This window comes from Mesorhizobium sophorae, from assembly GCF_002270415.1.
In the GTDB taxonomy this organism is placed as follows: Bacteria; Pseudomonadota; Alphaproteobacteria; order Rhizobiales; family Rhizobiaceae; genus Mesorhizobium; species Mesorhizobium sophorae.
The window spans coordinates 590908-610174 of the sequence record NZ_NNRI01000008.1 but is presented as its reverse complement, the minus strand read 5'-3'; the positions used below and the strand labels follow the sequence as shown (position 1 = coordinate 610174).

The window sequence follows — 19267 nt, the reverse complement described above, 5'->3', positions numbered from 1 at the left end:
GTACCCTTCACGCTCTCTTAAGGGGAGCCAGCTGTCTGCCGAAGAGCTGGCGAAAAACGGGGTAGATATCGGCGGGCGTGGCGATGCGGCTCATCTGAAAGTTCGGCCATCTCACGTCGATTTCGCTGTAGGCACGCCATAGCGATGTCCCGTTTTCGGTTGTGCGGAAGATATGGGCCTCACGCTCGTCGATGATCTCCACATAGGCAAAATACTGGCACAGCCGCATGAGCTTGCCGTTGAGCAAGGCTTTGCATCGCTCGGAATCGCCGGCGAAATTGTCGCCGTCCGAGGCCTGGGCGGCATAGATGTTCCATTCGCGGGCCGGGTAACGTTCTTCAATAATGCGATGCATTTCCTCCAGCGCGGTGGAAACGACAGTGCCGCCGCTTTGCGTGTTGTAGAAGAATGTGTCCTCATCGACCTCCTGTGCCAAGTGCGTGTGGCGGATGAAGACGATCTCGATGCGGTCGTAGCGCCGTTTCAAGAACAGGTGCAGCAGCACGAAGAAGCGCTTGGCCAGATCCTTTTCGCGCTCTCCCATCGAGCCGGACACATCCATCAGGCAGAACATGACGGCGTTGGCGTTCGGCACAGGCTGGGGATCGAAGCGGTTGAAGCGGATGTCGACCGGATCGACATAGGCAATTCGCCGGCGGCGGCGTTCCAGCCGGTCGAGATCCTCGCGCAATGCCGCAATGCGCTGGCTTGCCGCTGCGCCGGATGGCACCAACTCAAGCGTAGCGATTTCCCGGAGGACCGCGTCCAGTTCCGCCTGCTTGGGACGCCTCAGCGCAATGCGGCGGCCATGGCTGTTGCGCATCGTGCGCCCAACATTGATGTTGGTCGGTGAACCGGTAGCGGCGAAACCAGCCCGGCGCGGTTTGAAGGCAAGGATTTCCTTGAGATTGAGCTTGACCATGTCCGGAAGTTCGAGATCCTCGAAAAAAAGATCGAGCACCTCTTCGCGTGACAGCACGAAACGAAAGTCGTCTTCAGACGCCGTGTTTCCCGGGGACGACGCTCCCCCGCCGCCGCCCTGGCCAGGCTTGGGGATCAGGTCTCCAGGGGAGAAATGCTTGTTACCCGGCAGGATGTGCTGGCGCCTGCCGCTGTTGCGGGCGTTGTTGAAGCTCGGCTCGCCTGTGCCTCTTTCGGGCATGGGCACGGTGTGCTCGGCGTCCGCGTCGGCGATCCTGCCAGCGCGGATCTGATCGCGTATGCTCCGCTTCAGTTCCTCGCGGGCACGCTTGAGGAAGCGCTGGCGATTGCCGAGGCTCTTGTCCTTCGGATTCAGGCGACGGTCGATGAAGATCGGCATGGACCCATCGGGCTCCCTCAGCCCGCCTTGTTCACCCGCATGTACCAGTCCACCAGGCGACGCACCTGCCGCTGGGTGTAGCCGCGCTCGACCATGCGTTGAACGAATTCGTTGTGCCGTTTTTCCGTAACGCTGTCTTGCTTGGAGCCGAAGCTGATCACCGGCAAGAGGTCCTCGACCTGACCGAACATCCGCTTCTCGATGACCTCGCGGAGCTTTTCATAACTCGTCCATGACGGGTTGCGGTCGTGGTTCCTTGCGCGCGCACGCAGCGTGAACTTCACCACCTCGTTGCGGAAGTCCTTGGGATTGGCGATGCCGGCCGGCTTTTCGACCTGCGACAATTCGTTTTCCAAAACCTCGCGTTTCAAGATCTGGCCGGTGTCGGGGTCCTTGTAGTCCTGATCCTCGATCCAGGCATCGGCATAGGCGATGTAACGGTCGAAAAGGTTCTGGCCATATTCGCTATAGGATTCGAGATAGGCTTTCTGGATCTCGTGGCCGATGAACTCGGCATACCGCGTGGCGATCTCCGACTTGATGAAATCGAGATAGGCTGCTTCCGATTCCTTGGGAAACTGCTCTCGCTTGATCGCCTCCTCCAGAATGTACATCAGGTGCACAGGATCGGCAGCCACTTCCTTGGTGTCGTAGTTGAAGGTCTGCGACAGGATCTTGAAGGCGAAGCGCGTGCTGACGCCCCTCATGCCCTCATCGACCCCGGCGGCATCGCGATATTCCTGAACCGACTTCGCCTTGGGGTCGACGTCCTTCAGGTTCTCGCCGTCATAGGCACGCATCTTGGTGTAGAGCGGCGAATTGTCATGCTCGGCCAGGCGGGTCGAGACGGTGAACCGGCTGAGAATGTCCAGCACCTCGGGCGCGCACGGGCTGGCGGCCAATTCGCTCTCCCGCAGCAGCTTTTCGTAGATCTGCCTCTCTTCGGTGATCCGCAGACAATAAGGCACCTTGACCACGAGGATGCGGTCGAGAAAGGCCTCATTGTTCTTGTTGTTCTTGAACTGCTGCCACTCCGACTCGTTGGAATGGGCCACGATGATCCCCTGGTAGGGAAAGGCGCCGAAATTTTCGGTGCCGTTGTAGCTGCCCTCCTGGGTGGCGGTCAGCAGCGGATGCAGGACCTTGATGGGCGCCTTGAACATTTCCACGAATTCAAGCAGGCCCTGGGTGGTCCGGTTCAGTCCGCCGCTGTAGGAATAGGCGTCCGGATCGGACTGGCTGAAATTTTCCAATAGCCGGATGTCGACCTTGCCGACCAGGGCCGAGACGTCCTGATTGTTCTCGTCGCCGGGCTCGGTCTTGGCGATGCCGATCTGGCGCAACCGCGAAGGCATCAGCTTGACCACGCTGAACTTGGAAATGTCGCCGGAGAGTTCGTCAAGGCGCTTGGCCGCCCATGGCGAGATGAGCCCGTTCAGCCGGCGTCGGGCTATGCCGTATTTATCCTGCAGCAGGTCGCCCATGCGATCGGGATGGAAGAGGCCAAGCGGCGATTCGAAAACCGGGCTGACCTGGTTGCCGACCTTCAGCGTGTAGATCGGGCGCTGCTCCATCAATTTCTTCAGCCGTTCGGCAAGCGAGGATTTGCCGCCGCCAACCGGGCCCAGGAGATAAAGGATCTGCTTGCGCTCCTCGAGCCCCTGGGAAGCGTAGCGAAAATAGCCAGCAATGCGTTCGATCGTGTCCTCCATTCCGTAGAAATCGGAGAAGGAGGGATAGATCTTAACGGTGCGGTTCGAGAAAATGCGACCGAGCCGTTCGTCCTTGCTGGTGTCAACCAGGTTCGGCTCGCCGATAGCCTCGACCATCCGTTCAGGTGCCGAGGCATACATCGATCTGTCCTCTCGGCAGGCAAGGAGATATTGCTGGAGGCTGATTTCTTCCTGAGCCGCGTTCGCATAAATCTCCGAAAACAGGTCGAAGACGTCGGATTGATTCTCGCGCATGATACTCTGCCCTCAGAGCCGTTTTGGCCGCCTGCCGGCTCATCATGTATTCAACTGCCGGAATGCATTGTGGTTCCCTTCACACGAAGGAGAGCGCGTGCATCTGGCATTGAAACCCGGGACACCACCCATGTGGCAAAAATGCTTGCCAAATACTTAGGTGGTGATGGCCAGATGAGACCGTCAAGGGGCAGATATTGATTTCGTGAGCTGAACTGCAAGACAGTGCATTTGATACGGCCCAATGCTGCGACATTTGCGACCCGAAGCGAATTCGGCAAAGCCGGTGGATCCGGCCCCTCTACAGCGGATGAGCCCCAAAAACTCGAGTGCCATTCGAGATTCGGATCGATGATAGCTCGCCGACCCAGACCACTCGGGTGTTACCAATCCTTAACTGGACGCTCGCTGCGCCTGCGGGCACTGTTGGCCTACACGGTCGGGAGACCATGATGATCGATCGACGAAGCCTCATTCTGACCTCCGTGGTGGCGATGCTGCCATTGGGAGCATCGGCTGCGCGGCGCCCGCGCCAACCCGCGCCAAAAACCTTCGACTACGGGCCGGCCAAGCTCGATATCTATGCGCCTGACGGTGCAACCGGCCTGCCGGTCGTCTTTTTCGTCCATGGCGGTACCTGGCAGTTCGGCAAACGCAGCCAGGTCAACGCCAAGCCGGCCTTCCTGCTCGCCAATGGGTTCTGCTTCGTCTCCATCGACTATCGCATGTTGCCCGAGGCCGACGTCGCCACCCAGGCCGGCGACGTCGAAAAGGCCTATGCCTATGTGCGCGCCAACATCGCGCAGCATGGCGGCGATCCCGATCGCATTGTCGGCATGGGCCACTCGGCCGGCTGCCATCTGATTGCGCTGACCGGCATGCGCGGTGGCCTGCCTGGCGTCGCGGCACTCATCCTCGACGATACCAGGGCCTATGATCTTGCGGCGCTTTCCAGCAATGGCGGCATGGTCCGGGCCTATGCCCGCGTCTTTTCCGACCCCACGCAATGGGCCGCGCTGTCGCCCGCCAGCTATGTCGACGGCCACAAGCATCCGCCGACCTTCATCGCCTATTCAAGCGCCGTGGGCCGTGGCGAGGCCTCGAAGGCCTTCGCCGCGCGCCTGCGGGCGACCGGCACCAAGGTCACTGTGTTCGACGGCAGTGCCTATACGCACATGTCGATCAATCGCGATTTCGGCGAGGATGGCGACGCGCTGACCGCCGCCGCGCTGGCATTCCTGAAATCGACCGTCAGCTGACCCCCGACCCCGACCCCGACGAGGCACAGGCATCAGAGGGACTGGATCAGATCAAAAGTGCCGACGGGATATTGCTGCGCGAGCGTTTGCCGGTGCAACTGCTCTCTTCGATCGTCAAGCGGGAGAGAATTCCATGAACGGCGCCGATGTCCTGTGTGATGTGCTTCTGGCCAATGATGTGACGGTCTGCTTCGCCAACCCCGGCACATCCGAAATGCATTTCGTCGCAGCGCTCGACCGGAAACCTCAGATGCGTTGCGTGCTCGGCCTGTTCGAGGGCGTGGTGACCGGTGCCGCCGACGGCTATGCGCGGATGACCGATCGGCCGGCCGCGACGCTGCTGCATACCGGTCCGGGTTTGGCCAACGGCCTGGCCAACATGCACAATGCGCGGCGCGCGCTGAGCCCGATGATCAACATTGTCGGCGACCATGCAGCCTACCATCTGCCGCTCGATGCCCCGCTGACCAGCGATATCGAGAGCCTTGCCAAGCCGATGTCGAACTGGGTGCGCCGCATCGCCGGCCCAGACGATGTCGCGCCGGCGACCGAGGCCGCCTTCCGCGCCTCGCTGACGCCTCCCGGCGTAACCACCCTGATCCTGCCCGCGGATGCCGCCTGGGGCGAAGTTGGCGCAGCCTCAGTCGGCAAGGCGACGCTGGCGCCGCCGCCCGCCGTCGACATGGACGCCGTCCGCACGGTCGCCGCAGCCATCCGTGCCGCTCCGGGTCGGGCGGGCATCATCGTTCGCGGACAGGCGGCAAGAGCCGATGCGCTTGCTGTCGCCGGGCAGATCTCGACGGGCAGCGATGTCCGCGTGTTCAGCGACGTGCTGGTCGCCCGGATGCAGCGCGGGCGCGGGCGTGTCGCGCCGACCCGCATCCCCTATCCGATCGATGCGGCGACGGCACTGCTCAGGGATATCGATGTTCTGGTGCTGGTCGGCGCGCGGGAGCCGGTGGCCTTCTTCGCCTATCCGGGAAAGCCGGGGCGGCTTGTTCTGGAAGGCTGCCAGGTGCTGACGCTGGCCGCGCATGGCGAGGATCTCAATGCGGCGCTGGAAGCGCTTCGCGACGAACTCGGCATCAAGCCGTCGCAACAGACGGTGTTCGCAACCGCCTTTCCCGACGAGGCAACGCCGAGCGGCAAACTCACGGAGGATGCGATCGCGCTGTCGGTGGCGCGCAAGCTGCCGGCCGATGCGATCGTCTGCGATGAGGCGGTGACCTCGGCACGGCGTTTCTTTGCGCTGTCGGCCTTTGCCGCCCCGCATGACTACATGATGACCACAGGCGGATCGATCGGTGGAGGCATTCCGCTTGCAACCGGGGCGGCGATCGCCTGTCCCGACCGCAAGGTGATCAATCTGGAGGCTGACGGCAGCGGAATGTACACGGTGCAGGGGCTGTGGACGCAGGCCAGGGAAAATCTCGACGTGGTGACGATCGTCTTTTCCAACCGGACCTATGCGATCCTGCATGGCGAGATGCGCAATGTCGGTGTCGGCGCGATCGGCGAGAACGCCAGGCGCATGCTCGACCTCGACCAGCCGTCGCTGGACTGGGTTTGCCTGGCCAAAGGCATGGGCGTGGAGGCGGCTCGCGCCGATACCTGCGAGCGGTTCGATGCGCTGCTGGAGAGCGCCTTGTCACGGCGCGGACCGTTCCTCATCGAAGCGGTGCTCTGAGCACAGCGAAGGCGGAACCGACCTACCAGCGGGTCTTTTCGCCGGGAGCCGCCGGTTCGATCGCCAGCGCATGCACGCCGGCCTTCAGTTCATCGGCAAGCAATTCATTGACGGCGCGGTGGCGGTCGATGCGGCTCATCCCGGCAAAGGCCGAAGAGACGACGCGGACGCGAAAATGCGTCTCGCCGGTGCCGTCATAGGCGCCGTGATGGTCGGAGCCATGATGGTGATGGCCGGCATGGAGATGGCTTTCGTTGATGATGACCAGCCGGTCCGGCGAAAAGGCCTTGTTGAGCTTGTCTTCCATCGTCGCCTGTATGGACATCGCCGTCTCCCTTCACCACATATGGCTGGCGCAGCAGCCGGCAAAACCAAAATCGGGCTCGCAAAAGCCGCTGCTGCGCAACAAAATCCGCCATTCGCCTGCTTTATGCCGCGATTCAGCGGTTAGGGCGATCATCGCGAAAATGTCAATTCTTGTTTCGCATTTGCGAACGCCCCATAAATGGGTGAGATGAAGCCGTATCCCAAATATTTCGAGAAGATTCGCATCCGCCCGGAGAAGGATGCGGAGCTGAAGTCGCACTCGCCGATCTGCCAGTGGGACGGCTGCAAGGAAGCGGGCACCCATCGTGCGCCGGTCGGGCGCATGAAGGAGGGCGAGTATTTCCGCTTCTGCTTCGACCATGTGCGCGAGTACAACAAGGGCTTCAACTATTTCTCCGGCGTGCCGGACACCGAGGTCGCGCGCTTCCAGAAGGAAGCCATGACCGGCCACCGGCCGACCTGGAAGATGGGCGTCAACGGCGCCTCGACGCGTTCGTCGCCGGATGTGGCCCAGATGCGCTCAGGCCGCGCCGGCTACTATAATCGCATGCGCGACCCGTTCGACCTGTTCAAGGGGCCAAAGGATCCGCGCGAGGCACGCGAGCGCAGGGCCAAGCCGCTTGAGGCCAAGGCGCTGGAAACGCTTGGCCTTGATACAAAGGCGACTGGCAAGGAGATCAAGGCGCGCTATAAGGAACTGGTGAAGCGTCACCATCCGGATGCGAATGGTGGCGACCGAGGTTCGGAAGACCGGTTCCGCGATGTGCTGCAGGCCTATCGCGTGCTCAAACAGGCGGGCCTGTGCTGAGCGACCATACGGTTCGTGTCGTTTTCCAACTTTCATAAGGTTGGAAAAGGCTCTAAGACCGCCCCCGGACAAAATCGATTGCCGGCGAAATCAGGCTTTTCGCCCGTGGAGACGTTGAGAGATATGAACAAGGTCGATCGCGACATCGCCAACCTGCCCGACACGACGGTGTCGGTGAAGGAGAAATTCGGGTTCGAGTCCAAGATGGTGGTGCCGGCCTATTCGGTGACCAGCGAGCATGTACCCGACATCGACCCGGACTATCTGTTCGACAAGAACACAACGATGGCGATCCTTGCAGGCTTTGCCTACAACCGCCGCGTCATGGTGTCGGGCTATCACGGAACCGGCAAGTCGACCCATATCGAACAGGTCGCCGCCCGCCTCAACTGGCCATGCGTGCGCGTCAACCTCGACAGCCATGTCAGCCGTATCGATCTCGTCGGCAAGGACGCGATCGTCGTCAAGGACGGCTTGCAGATCACCGAATTCCGCGACGGCATCCTGCCCTGGGCCTACCAGCACAATGTCGCGCTCTGCTTCGACGAGTATGACGCCGGCCGTCCGGACGTGATGTTCGTCATCCAGCGCGTGCTGGAATCGTCGGGCCGGCTGACGCTGCTCGACCAGAGCCGGGTCATCCGTCCGCATCCAGCCTTCCGGCTGTTCTCGACCGCCAACACGGTGGGCCTGGGCGACACCACCGGCCTCTATCACGGCACCCAGCAGATCAACCAGGCGCAGATGGACCGCTGGTCGATCGTCACCACGCTGAACTACCTGCCGCACGACAATGAAGTGAACATCGTGCTGGCCAAGGCCAAGCACTATCGCGACGGCAAGGGCAAGGACATCGTCAACAAGATGGTGCGCGTCGCCGACATGACGCGCTCGGCCTTCATCAATGGCGATCTGTCGACCGTGATGAGCCCGCGTACGGTCATCACCTGGGCCGAGAATGCCGAGATATTCGGCAATATCGGCATGGCGTTCCGGCTGACCTTCCTCAACAAGTGCGATGAGCTGGAGCGTTCGGTGGTTGCCGAGTTCTACCAGCGCGCCTTCGGCGAGGATTTGCCGGAATCAGCTGCCAATGTGGTGCTGGGCTAAGCAGAGTCTCGATGGCGGGTCCGGGCGACAATACGCGCAACAAGTCGAAGACGGGGTCTGAAGCCGACAGCTTCAAGCGTGCCGTCACTGTCTGCATGCGCGCCATCGCCGGCGACAAGGAGCTTGAAGTCGGCTTCGCCAAGGATAGGCCGGCACTTGCCGGCAGCCGCGCCCGGCTGCCCGAACTGCCGAAGAAGGCGTCCAAGGCCGACATCGCCATCACTCGAGGCCTCGGCGATTCCATGGCGCTGAAGCGCGCCTGCCATGACGTGCGGATCCACACCAAGCTGGCGCCGGAGGGCAAACAGGCCCGCGCCGTCTACGACGCGGTCGAGCAGGCCCGCGTCGAGGCGATCGGCAGCCGCGCCATGCAAGGCGTCGCCGACAATATCGGCTCGATGCTGGAGGACAAATACGCCAAGGCCAACCTCGTCGACGTCAAGGACAAAGCCGACGCGCCGATCGAGGAAGCGCTGGCGCTGATGGTGCGCGAGAAGCTGACCGGCCGTCCGATCCCGAAGAGCGGCGAGCGCCTGGTCGAGCTGTGGCGGCCCTGGGTCGAGGAGAAGGCCAGCGCCGATCTCGACGGTCTCTCGGCCAAGCTCGACGACCAGCAGGCCTTCGCCCGCGTCGTGCGCGAGATGCTCGCCTCCATGGAAATGGCCGAGGAACTCGGCGACGACCAGGAGACCGAAGACTCCGAGGACAATGACGACAACCAGCCGCAAGGCGAGGAACAGAGCGAGGAGGGCGGCGAAGAGGATTCCGGCTCCGAGCAGTCACAGTCCGAGGATGCCGAGGCGTCCGCCGATGACGAGCAATCCGCCGAGACCGAAGCCTCCGACGCCACCGCCGACGACCTGTCCGACGATGACGATGCGGATGCCGAGACGCCCGGCGAGGCGCGCCGCAACGACAATCCCTTCACCAATCTGCCGAAGGAAATCGACTACAAGGTCTTCACCACCGCTTTCGACGAGACGGTCGGCGCCGAGGAGCTTTGCGAAGAGGAAGAGCTCGACCGGCTGCGCGCCTTCCTCGACAAGCAGCTTGCCAATCTGTCCGGCGTCGTCGGGCGGCTGGCCAACCGGCTGCAGCGGCGGCTGATGGCGCAGCAGAACCGGTCGTGGGATTTCGACCTGGAAGAAGGCTACCTCGACCCGGCGCGCTTGGTGCGCGTCGTCATCGACCCGATGCAGCCATTGTCCTTCAAGCAGGAACGCGACACCAAGTTCCGCGACACGGTGGTGACGCTGGTGCTCGACAATTCCGGCTCGATGCGCGGCCGGCCGATCACGGTCGCCGCCACCTGCGCCGACATCCTGGCGCGCACGCTGGAACGCTGCGGCGTCTCGGTCGAGATCCTCGGCTTTACCACCCGGGCCTGGAAAGGCGGCCAGGCGCGCGAGAAGTGGCTCAAGGACGGCAAGCCGCCGAACCCCGGCCGGCTCAACGACCTGCGCCATATCATCTACAAATCCGCCGATCATCCGTGGCGGCGGGCACGGCGCAATCTCGGCCTGATGATGCGCGAGGGCCTGCTCAAGGAAAACATCGACGGCGAGGCGCTGCTGTGGGCGCACAACCGGCTGATCGCGCGGCCTGAACAGCGCAAGATCCTGATGATGATCTCGGACGGCGCGCCGGTCGACGATTCGACGCTGTCGGTCAATCCGGGCAATTATCTCGAGCGCCATCTGCGCGCCGTCATCGAACTGATCGAGACGCGCTCGCCTGTGGAGTTGCTGGCCATCGGCATCGGCCATGACGTCACCCGCTATTACAGGCGCGCCGTCACCATCGTCGACGCCGAGGAACTGGCCGGCGCCATGACCGAGCAACTGGCCTCGCTGTTCGCCGAGGAAAGCGCCCGCGACACGCGGCGCGGCGGCATGCGGCGCGCCGGATGATCTTTTCGCGCGGCGGCTTCCAGCAAACGCTTTTCGCCGCCATCGCCCTATTTGCCGGCGCGGCTCCGGTGCTGGCCGGTTCGCCCGACTCGACCTCAGTTGAATCAGTCGAAATCTCGGCCCGCCCGATCACCGAATTCCAAATCGGCCGCGCCGACAAACAGTTCGGCCCATTCGAATTTGTCGGTGGGCTGGAACTGACCTCGGCGACACGCGATTTCGGGGCGCTGTCGGCCTTCCGCTTTCTCAAAGGCGGCAGCGATTTCATCGGCGTCGCCGACACAGGCTTCTGGTTCTTCGGAACGGTGGTCCGCGACGCCGACAAGCGACCGTCCGGCATCCAGAATTTCCGCATCCAGCAGATGGTCGACGAAGCGGGGCGGGCGATCGACGAGAAGTGGGAGGTCGACGCCGAAGGCCTCGCCGTCAAGGACGGCATCGCCACTGTCGGCTTCGAGCGCAGCCATCACGTCGCCCAGTTCAAGATCGACCCCGACGATATGAAGGCGCCGTTCAAGCAGCTGGATTTCCTGGTGCCGGCCCGGGAACTGCGCCAGAACCGCGGTTTCGAGACCGTCACCCACGCCAATGCCAACGGCCAGCATGAGGGCGGGCTGGTGGTGGTCTCCGAAAAGAGCCTCGACAAGGCCGGCAACATCTATGCCGCCATCATCGAAGGGCCGCACAAGGGCGTGTTTACCGTCAAGCGCAACGGCGACTTCGACATCACCGACGGCGCCTTCCTGCCGGATGGCGACCTGCTGTTGCTGGAGCGCAGCTTCTCGATGGCCCGCGGCGTCAAGATGCGGCTGCGGCGCATTTATGGCGAAAGCGTCGAGAAGGGCGCCGTCGCCGACGGGCCGGTGCTGCTGGAGGCCGACATGGGCTACCAGATCGACAATATGGAAGGGCTCGACGTCTGGACCCGCGACGACGGCGCGCTGATGGTGTCGCTGGTCTCCGACGACAACCACTCGATCCTGCAGCGCAATCTCTATCTGGAATTTATTCTCCATCAGGATTGAGCAACGCCTCACAAGCTGACAGTCGCCATTAATTTTCGATGACGCGACTGACCCGCTCCGCATTTGCCCTGCCAAGTCATTGACATTGAACGGTTTTCCAGCCGCGCGGTCGCGCCTCAAAATACTTTAGTCTAGACTTGACAATTGATGACGCCGCCGCAATACTCAAGTCCATGCTTAACTATTCCGAGATCGACAGCATCTTGCGGGCTCTGGTCGAGCCCACCCGCCGCCAGATCCTGGAAAAATTGAGCCGCGGACCAGCCACCGTCAGCCAGCTGGCGGAGCCGTTCGGCATGACGTTCGCCGCCGTGCTGCAACATCTGCAGGTGCTGGAAGCCTGCGGGCTGATCCGCAGCGAAAAGATCGGACGGGTGCGCACCTGCCGGATCGAACCGGGCGGGCTTGCCCCGCTCGCCGACTGGATTGCTGAACGCCGCATACCGGCGGAACGTCACCTCGACCGTCTTGGCCAGATCCTGGCCGAGACAGATCAATCGCCCCCGAAAGTTCAAGATCAGGAAAAGGACGAACAGACATGAACCAGATCGCCCCCGTGAAAGACGAGCATTCCGTCATCCACTCCACGTTCACCATCGAGCGGACCTATCCGCAATCGCCGGCCCGAGTCTTCCATGCCTTCGCCAACAAGGCGACGGTGCGGCGCTGGCGGATCGATGGCGATGGTTTTGCCATCGCCGAATTCAGCTTCGACTTCCGCGTCGGCGGTGGCGAGGTGTCGCGATTCAGCTATGCCGGCGGTCCGGAGATCAGGCTCGACGCGCAGTTCCAGGACATCGTTGTCGACCAGCGCATTGTGTTCTCCTACAGGATGGCGATCGGGCCCCAGCCAATGTCGGCATCCCTCACCACCGTCGAGCTGACCCCCTCGGGCAGTGGCACGCGGCTGACCTATACCGAGCAGGGCGCGTTTTTCGACGGTGTCGATTCCGCGAAAGGGCGGGAAGAGGGGACACGCGCGCTGTTGGAAGCCCTTGCCGCGGAACTCCAGAAGTCGAAGTAGACCGGACCGCGGCCCGGCTCTCGCTCAGGATCGTGGGCCGTTGGTTGCCATCCAGATGATATGGCGGGCGCCACGCTTGCCGTTGGCGCGCGTATTGATCTCCTCGACCGCAAAGCCTGCCTGCTTCAGCCGCCGGGTGAAGCCGCCGTCGGGACCTTGCGACCATACCGCCAGGACACCGCCCGGCTTGAGGGCGGTGCGCGCGGCTCCCAGCCCCTGCAGGCTGTAAAGCGCGTCGTTGGATTTGTGGACGATGCCTTGCGGGCCGTTGTCGACATCGAGCAGGATGGCGTCCCAGGCTGCCGGCTCAGACCGTATCAACTGGCCGACGTCGGTTTCCTCGACAGTGACGCGCGGATCGTCAAGGCAGCCGCCAAACACCTCGCCCATCGGGCCGCGTGCCCAGGCGACGACCGTCGGCACCAGCTCCGCAACGACGATGCTGGCATCATTGCCGAGTTCGGCGAGGGCGGCGCGCAAGGTAAAACCCATGCCGAGCCCGCCGATCAGCATTCTCGGCCGCCGATGGTCGGCAATCCTTTGGCAAGACAGTTTTGCCAGCGCTTGCTCGGAGCCGCTGAGGCGGCTGTTCATCAGCTCATTGGTGCCGAGCATGATCGAGAATTCGGAACCGCGCCGCTTGAGGCGAAGCTCTTGCTGGCCGTCTGGGGTCTTTGCCGAATCGAGCTGGACCCAGGGGATCACGGGCTTTCTTTCTGTTTGGCGTGATCTTATCCGAAAGGCCTAGACCGCGACAGCCGGCTGGCTCCAGCGGGCGGCGAGCAGCCGGTAGGGGATGAGCGCCACAATGGCGATGATCAGCTTCACACTGAGGTCGCCGAGCGCCCAGGAGATCCAGCGCATAGCGTCGACATGGAACACACCCATCAGCGGTGCGGTTTCGAGCGCGAAACTGTCGTTCGGACCAGCAAAGGCGAAAGCGGCAGAGAAAGCGACGGTAAAGAACACGGCGGTGTCGAACACCGAGCCGACCAGCGTGCCGACGATCGGCGCCCGCCACCAGCTTTGCCGGCGCAGCCGGTTGAACACGGTGACGTCAAGCAATTGCGCGCAGAGGAACGCAGCACCTGACGCCGCGGCGATGCGCACCAGCCGGTCGGCCGCGGTCTCGAATTCGATCAGGCCGTGGCGGAACAGGAAGGGCGGGACGAGGATCGAGCAGATGACGGCCGTCATGAAGCCGACAAAGACGATCCTGCGCGCCACGGCAGGCCCATAGCGGCGGTTGGCCAGATCGGTGACCAGGAACGAGAAGGGATAGGTGAAGGCGCCCCAGGTCAAAAGGTCGGCCAGCGACAAGCCGCCAATCTGCCCCTGCATCGGGAACTGCACGAGAATGTTCGATGCCACGACGACGAGCGCCATGGCGGCCACGAAGGGCAGGTATCGCGAGAAGGAACTCATTTTTTTATCCTGGGTAATGGAACCAGCGGAGCGTTATTCCGAAACCGGATCACGCTCGCTTTGTTTGAGCATCGGAAGCCACGTTGAAAGGCTTGGATCCGATGCCCAAGGCGGTCGTCCCCCGCCTTTAAACGATGTTAGGCAGCAGGCTGATCGGCAAGCTTCTTGGCGATCTGCTTCTTCAACAGACGCGCGCGCTGCGACAGTTCCTTGATGTCGGCCTTGGCCAGGAAGGCATCCAGACCGCCGCGATGTTCGACCGAACGCAGGGCGTTGGCGGAAATGCGCAGGCGCACGTTCTGGTTCAGCGCTTCCGAGATCAGCGTCACATTGACGAGGTTCGGCAGGAAGCGACGCTTGGTCTTGTTGTTGGCGTGGCTCACATTGTTGCCGGACATGACTGCCTTGGCAGTGAGTTCGCAGGTGCGGGACATAGTTCTAACCTTCAGTTCTCGGGTCTGCCAAACCTTTATGCCCACGCCGGGTGGCGCGCGGTTCTGGTCAGGCGGCCTTATGGAAAAAGTTGGCGTTCCATAGTTGCATTTCACCGGTGCGTCAAGCTCCGGCATGCCCACGGACGCGCCCGGCATTTCATACTAAGGCCGGAATTCATCCTATAAGCGGTCTGACAGGGACATGCCAGCCCGGAGTTGCCCGCCTCCGGCCAAGAATCAAGGACCCGATGCCGCCATGCCTCGTTCCTCTCACGCCCTTGCTGCCCTGCTCGCCATCGCCTTGCCGTCCGCCGCCACAGCTGCCTCGCCGCAGTCGTTCAAGGGCGAGTACATCGTGTCGTTCCTTGGTCTTTCGATAGCGAAATCAACGTTTTCCAGCCACTATGAGAACGGTGCCTACGCGATCGAAGGCAGCGTCAGAGCTGCCGGTCTCGCCAAGCTGTTCGACGATACCCAGGGCACGGTCTCGTCCAAGGGCACGATCTCGGGCAAGAAGATGGTGCCGCAGGCGTTCCGTGCCGATTACACCTCGGGCAAGAAGGCATCGGTGGTCGATATCCGCTTTGCCAATGGCACGGTCACCTCGACGCAGGTCATCCCGGCGCCGGACAAGCGCGATCCCAAGAGCTGGGTGCCGATTGGCACCGGCGACCTGGCATCGGTGCTCGATCCGATGGCCGCCACCGTCATCCACGCCGACAGCCTCGACCAGGTCTGCGGCCGCACGGTGAAATTCTATGATGGCGAGATGCGCGCCGATCTGACGCTGACCTACGCGTCGAAAGGCACGATCTCGGTGCCGGGTTACAAGGGCGATACCATCACCTGCCGGATGGGCTTCGATCCTGTGGCGGGGTACCGCAAGGGCCGCAAGGCGCTCAACTACCTGAAGGACCGCAGTCGCATGATGGTGACGTTTGCGCCGCTCGGCCAAACCGGCGTATATGCGCCGATCCACGCCACGGTTGGAACGCAGATCGGCACGTTGACCATCAGCGCCAGGCGTTTCGAAGCGGTACAATAGGTCAGGCGCGCCACTGCGGACAGAATGGGGCGCACCACTGGAGACAGAATGGGGCGCGCTACACTCATCGGCTTTTCGGCGGTCGCCATGTGGGCGCTGCTGGCGCTGCTTACGGATGCCTCCGGCCAGGTGCCGCCGTTCCTGCTGTCGGCAATCACGTTTTCGATCGGCACCGGGGTCGGGCTTGTCGCGCGGCTGGTCATGCCGGCCCCCGACAAGAGCCAGAAGATACCGCCGCAGGTTTGGCTGATCGGCATTGCCGGGCTGTTCGGCTACCACTTCTTCTACTTCACCGCGCTGCGCAATGCGCCGGCGGTGGAGGCGAGCCTGATCGCCTATCTGTGGCCGCTGCTGATCGTGCTGGGTTCGGCGCTGATGCCGGGCGAGCGCCTGGCCTGGAACCATGTCGTCGGCGCGCTGCTTGGCCTTGCCGGCACCGTGCTGATCGTCACCAAGGGCGGCGGCCTCGCCTTCGATGCCCGCTTCGCCTTCGGCTATGCCATGGCCGCCGTCTGTGCGGTGCTGTGGTCGTCCTATTCGCTTTTGTCGCGGCGCTTCCCGTCGGTGCCGACCAGCATCGTCACCTGGTTCTGCGCCGCCACCGCGGTGCTGTCGCTCGCTTGCCACCTGGCGCTGGAACAAACCGTGCTGCCGAACGGTGCCGGCCAGTGGCTGGCCGTGCTCGGGCTCGGCCTGATGCCGGTCGGCGCGGCCTTCTACGCCTGGGATATCGGCGTCAAGCGCGGCAACATCCAGGTGCTCGGCGCGGCAAGCTATGCGGCGCCGCTGTTGTCGACGCTGGTGCTGATCGCGGCCGGCGTCGCCGAGCCGTCGCTGCGCATCCTCGCCGCCTGCGTGCTCATCACCGGCGGGGCGGCGATGGCGGCAAAATCGCTGTTCCTGCGCAAGCCGGTCGTGACCGAAAGCGGAGCCAAGGCATGACGATGCCGTTTGCAGGTGGCATCGACGCCAATGCCAATGCGACGTTGATCTTTTCGCTGGTGGCGGCGGTGATCTACGCCTTCATATCAGGCATGCCGCCGACGCTCGCCCGCTCGGCGGCAAAGACACTCGCCGTGGCGATGCTTGCCGTGCTGGCGGCGCTGCAAGGCGGCCCGCTGCTGCTGGTCATCGCCCTTGCGCTCAGCGCCGCTGGCGATGCCTTCCTATCGCGCGACGGCGAAAGGGCCTTTCTCGGCGGGCTGGTCAGTTTTCTCGTCGCGCACATCGTCTATGTCGCGTTGTTCCTGCGCAGTGGCGGCGGCCTGGAGTTGCTTGGCGCCGAGTCGTGGCGCGGGGCGATCGCGCTGGCAATGGCGGTGTTCGCGATCGTCATGCTGGCGGCGCTCTGGCGGCGTGTCGGTCCGGGCCTGCGCGTTCCGATCGTCGTCTATATCGCGGCCATCCTCGCCATGGGCGTTTCGGCGCTGACGACAGGCAGCGTCTCGATTGTCGGCGGCGCGCTGTTGTTCATGGCATCGGACGGGCTGCTCGCCGCTGAAAAATTCCTGGTGGCCGCCATCTCGCCGCACCGCGTCTGGATGCGTTTGGCCGTCTGGGGTCTCTACTACGCCGCCCAACTGGCGATCACCCTAGGATTCCTGCTGAGCTAGGGGTTCTTGCTGAGTTGGGGTTGTTTCGGCTGCCAGCCGGGCTCGGCCAGCTCGAAGGTGGCAAACTCAAAGCCCGGTGCGACGGTGCAGCCGACCAGGGTCCATTCGCCCAGGCTGCGCGCCGATTGCCACCAGCCTGCCGGCACGACGATCTGCGGCCGCTCGCCCGCCGCCAGATCGATGCCAAGTACCTGCTCGAACACGGCGCCATCCTCCTCACTCATCGACAGCGCCAGCGGGGCGCCGGCGTGGAAATGCCAGACCTCGGTGGCGTCCTTGACCCGGTGCCAGGCCGAAACCTGGTGCTGCTCCAAAAGGAAATATATCGCGGTCGAATGGCCGCGCGCGCCGCCGGCGCCGTCGCGAAAGGTCTCCGCATACCAGCCGCCTTCCGGATGCGGCTTCAGGCCGAGGATCGCGATGATTTCGGCGGCGCTGGTCATGGGTTCCGGACCATCCTGTTTTGCTTAGAAGTTATCCTTGCGCTTGCGGATTTCGGCGAACACCTCGGCGTCCGAGGCCTTCTCCAGCCCAAGATGCTTGCGGATCGCCGGATCGTGCCAGCGCAGGAACGGATTGGTCGACAGTTCCTCGCCGATCGTCGTCGGCAGTGTCGGCTTGTTGTCGGCCCGCAATGCCTCGATCTTGGCGGCACGTTCCTTCAACGCCGAATTGGTCGGGTCGACGGTCAGCGCGAAACGGGCGTTGGAGAGCGTGTATTCGTGGCCGCAATAGATGACGGTCGCGGCAGGCAGCGCTGCAAGTTTCTTCAGCGACTCGTACATCACCGGCGGCTTGCATTCGAACAGCCGCCCGCAACCCAGCGCAAACAGCGTGTCGGCGGTGAACGCCACCTTCGATGCCGGCAAGTAATAGGAGACGTGGCCGGCAGTATGGCCAGGCGTGGCGATCACCTCGATCCGTTCATCGCCGAGATGAACGACGGAACCTTCTTCGACGGTTTCGTCGATGCCGGGAATCTTGGCCTTTTCCGCTTCCGGGCCGATGATGCGCAGCTTGAAGCGCTCCTTCAGCGCCAGATTGGCCTCGACATGATCGACATGGTGATGCGTGGTCAGGATCATCGTCGGCGTCCAACCGGTGCGCTTGAGCGCGGCCAGGATCGGCGCTTCCTCGGGCGCATCGATGATCGCGGTCTGGCCGCTTTTGGGGTCATGCACCAGCACGCCGAAATTGTCGCTGCGGCACATGAACTGTTCGATTTCGACCGGCATCGCATCTCTCCATTGTCGCCGCAGACATAGGGCGCCAAGGCGCCGATGTCATCCCGGAATGTCGAATGACATCCCAGGGAGATGACAAGTGTCACTCGGGAATGTCGACCTCGTCGAGGCCTTTTGTTGAAACCCGCCGATATCACGGCTACATCCCTCGCATGCATTCCGACATCGTCGATCTTCGCTCCTTCTATTCGACAACGCTCGGCCGGTTCGCCGAGCGCTCGATCACCATGGCGCTGTCGTCGATCTGGGCAGCCGTGCCCAATGAACGGCTGGTCGGCCTCGGCTACACCTTGCCGTGGCTGGAGCGCTTCGGCGCCGATGCCGAGCGGGTCTTCGCCTTCATGCCGGCAACGCAAGGCGCCGTGGTGTGGCCGGCGACGGGGCCGACGGCGACGGCATTGGTCTTCGACGAGGAGCTGCCGCTGGTCGATTCCTGCATCGACCGCATGCTGCTCGTCCATTCGCTCGAACATGTCGAAAATCCGCGCGAAACGCTGAACGAGATCTGGCGGGTGCTGTCGCCGGCGGGTCGCGTCGTCATCGTCGTGCCCAACCGGCGCGGCGTCTGGGCGCGCTTCGAGCACACGCCGTTCGGCAATGGCCGGCCGTTCTCGCGCGGCCAGCTTACCGAACTGCTGCGCGAGACGAATTTCACGCCGGCCGCCTGGTCCGACGCGCTGTTCTTCCCGCCATCGCGGCGTCATTTCATGATGCGCTTCCAGAACGTGCTCGAACGCGCCGGCCGGCGGCTGTGGCCGATCTTTTCCGGAGTCATCGTCGTCGAGGCGCAGAAGCGGCTCTATCAAGGCGTTCCGGTCGCCCAGCGCGCCTCTCGTCGCGTCTTCGTGCCGGTGCTGTCGCCGCATGGCGCCACGCGGCTCGGCCGTCAGAATGAGGCCGGGGATGCCAAGCCATCGGCTGCGGGGGTGACGGCTTCGTGATCGCGACAAGAACACCTGGGGCCTTGTCCCACCCTATCTGTCGCAAGGGGGCTCGCAGCCCATTTGAACGACGGATGCGATCAAGTCTCTCCATCCGGTTTCAGCACTGAACGCAAGGACCTCAGCC

20 protein-coding genes are annotated in these 19267 nt (G+C 63.1%); 12 read left to right on the top strand and 8 right to left on the bottom strand.

Annotation, left to right across the window (positions count from 1 at the left end):
• Positions 1–7: 7 nt before the first annotated feature.
• Together CGZ66_RS15215 and CGZ66_RS15210 are read right to left on the bottom strand one after the other, a co-directional pair.
• Positions 8–1321 carry a YeaH/YhbH family protein gene (locus CGZ66_RS15215; RefSeq protein WP_095084917.1) on the bottom strand — a complete coding sequence of 438 codons (1314 nt, stop codon included), beginning with the start codon at positions 1319–1321 and terminating at the stop codon, positions 8–10.
• Between the two features lie 17 nt (positions 1322–1338).
• Positions 1339–3288: a PrkA family serine protein kinase gene (locus CGZ66_RS15210; protein WP_095084916.1), complete on the bottom strand. Its 1950-nt coding sequence runs from the start codon at positions 3286–3288 to the stop codon at positions 1339–1341.
• A 452-nt stretch (positions 3289–3740) separates the two neighbouring features.
• On the opposite strand from CGZ66_RS15210, the gene CGZ66_RS15205 reads away from it, so the two are divergent.
• Entirely contained in the window at positions 3741–4547 is an 807-nt protein-coding gene (locus tag CGZ66_RS15205; RefSeq protein ID WP_095085023.1) for an alpha/beta hydrolase, read from the top strand.
• A gap of 133 nt (positions 4548–4680) precedes the next feature.
• The gene (locus tag CGZ66_RS15200) at positions 4681–6234 is read left to right on the top strand and encodes an acetolactate synthase large subunit (protein ID WP_095084915.1); all 1554 of its coding nucleotides are present in this window, start codon (positions 4681–4683) and stop codon (positions 6232–6234) included.
• Positions 6235–6256: 22 nt separating this feature from the next.
• Here CGZ66_RS15200 and CGZ66_RS15195 read toward each other — a convergent pair whose 3' ends face one another.
• Positions 6257–6559 (bottom strand): BolA family protein, encoded by a 303-nt coding sequence (locus CGZ66_RS15195; RefSeq protein ID WP_095084914.1) that lies wholly within the window; start codon positions 6557–6559, stop codon positions 6257–6259.
• 180 nt (positions 6560–6739) lie between these two features.
• On the opposite strand from CGZ66_RS15195, the gene CGZ66_RS15190 reads away from it, so the two are divergent.
• The 6 genes from CGZ66_RS15190 to CGZ66_RS15165 all read left to right on the top strand — a co-directional run bounded on the left by CGZ66_RS15190 (position 6740) and on the right by CGZ66_RS15165 (position 12438).
• On the top strand, positions 6740–7369 hold the full coding sequence (locus CGZ66_RS15190) for a J domain-containing protein (protein WP_095084913.1): 630 nt from the start codon (positions 6740–6742) through the stop codon (positions 7367–7369).
• Between the two features lie 123 nt (positions 7370–7492).
• On the top strand, positions 7493–8479 hold the full coding sequence (gene cobS, locus CGZ66_RS15185; protein ID WP_095084912.1) for a cobaltochelatase subunit CobS: 987 nt from the start codon (positions 7493–7495) through the stop codon (positions 8477–8479).
• Between the two features lie 11 nt (positions 8480–8490).
• Positions 8491–10389, top strand: a complete 1899-nt coding sequence (gene cobT, locus CGZ66_RS15180; protein ID WP_095084911.1) for a cobaltochelatase subunit CobT — start codon at positions 8491–8493, stop codon at positions 10387–10389.
• On the top strand, positions 10386–11414 hold the full coding sequence (locus CGZ66_RS15175) for an esterase-like activity of phytase family protein (RefSeq protein WP_095084910.1): 1029 nt from the start codon (positions 10386–10388) through the stop codon (positions 11412–11414). Before cobT ends, CGZ66_RS15175 begins: the two co-directional genes overlap by 4 nt.
• Before the next feature lie 173 nt (positions 11415–11587).
• The gene (locus CGZ66_RS15170) at positions 11588–11956 is read left to right on the top strand and encodes an ArsR/SmtB family transcription factor (protein ID WP_095084909.1); all 369 of its coding nucleotides are present in this window, start codon (positions 11588–11590) and stop codon (positions 11954–11956) included.
• The gene (locus CGZ66_RS15165) at positions 11953–12438 is read left to right on the top strand and encodes an SRPBCC family protein (protein ID WP_095084908.1); all 486 of its coding nucleotides are present in this window, start codon (positions 11953–11955) and stop codon (positions 12436–12438) included. Before CGZ66_RS15170 ends, CGZ66_RS15165 begins: the two co-directional genes overlap by 4 nt.
• 24 nt (positions 12439–12462) lie before the next feature.
• Here the strand turns inward: CGZ66_RS15165 and CGZ66_RS15160 are convergent, their stop codons facing one another.
• The 3 genes from CGZ66_RS15160 to rpmB all read right to left on the bottom strand — a co-directional run bounded on the left by CGZ66_RS15160 (position 12463) and on the right by rpmB (position 14297).
• Positions 12463–13143, bottom strand: coding sequence for a spermidine synthase (locus tag CGZ66_RS15160; protein ID WP_095084907.1), 681 nt, complete (start codon positions 13141–13143; stop codon positions 12463–12465).
• 39 nt (positions 13144–13182) lie between these two features.
• The gene (locus CGZ66_RS15155; protein WP_095084906.1) at positions 13183–13863 is read right to left on the bottom strand and encodes a queuosine precursor transporter; all 681 of its coding nucleotides are present in this window, start codon (positions 13861–13863) and stop codon (positions 13183–13185) included.
• Between the two features lie 137 nt (positions 13864–14000).
• Entirely contained in the window at positions 14001–14297 is a 297-nt protein-coding gene (rpmB, locus tag CGZ66_RS15150) for a 50S ribosomal protein L28 (protein WP_095084905.1), read from the bottom strand.
• Positions 14298–14553: 256 nt separating this feature from the next.
• Here rpmB and CGZ66_RS15145 point away from each other — a divergent pair, with 256 nt between their 5' ends.
• From CGZ66_RS15145 to CGZ66_RS15135, 3 genes are read left to right on the top strand one after another with little or no spacing between them, the layout of a single operon-like run.
• The gene (locus tag CGZ66_RS15145; protein WP_095084904.1) at positions 14554–15342 is read left to right on the top strand and encodes a DUF3108 domain-containing protein; all 789 of its coding nucleotides are present in this window, start codon (positions 14554–14556) and stop codon (positions 15340–15342) included.
• A 48-nt stretch (positions 15343–15390) separates the two neighbouring features.
• A complete protein-coding gene (gene yddG / locus CGZ66_RS15140) occupies positions 15391–16284 on the top strand; it encodes an aromatic amino acid exporter YddG (protein ID WP_095084903.1) in 894 nt (297 codons plus the stop codon).
• Positions 16281–16955: a lysoplasmalogenase gene (locus CGZ66_RS15135; protein ID WP_095084902.1), complete on the top strand. Its 675-nt coding sequence runs from the start codon at positions 16281–16283 to the stop codon at positions 16953–16955. The genes yddG and CGZ66_RS15135 overlap by 4 nt, the downstream gene beginning before the upstream one ends.
• Here the strand turns inward: CGZ66_RS15135 and CGZ66_RS15130 are convergent.
• Positions 16952–17398, bottom strand: a complete 447-nt coding sequence (locus CGZ66_RS15130; protein WP_095084901.1) for a cupin domain-containing protein — start codon at positions 17396–17398, stop codon at positions 16952–16954. The genes CGZ66_RS15135 and CGZ66_RS15130 overlap by 4 nt on opposite strands.
• A gap of 24 nt (positions 17399–17422) precedes the next feature.
• A complete protein-coding gene (gene gloB, locus CGZ66_RS15125; RefSeq protein ID WP_095084900.1) occupies positions 17423–18190 on the bottom strand; it encodes a hydroxyacylglutathione hydrolase in 768 nt (255 codons plus the stop codon).
• Between the two features lie 161 nt (positions 18191–18351).
• Here gloB and CGZ66_RS15120 point away from each other — a divergent pair, with 161 nt between their 5' ends.
• On the top strand, positions 18352–19140 hold the full coding sequence (locus CGZ66_RS15120; protein WP_095084899.1) for a class I SAM-dependent methyltransferase: 789 nt from the start codon (positions 18352–18354) through the stop codon (positions 19138–19140).
• Positions 19141–19267 lie beyond the last annotated feature (127 nt).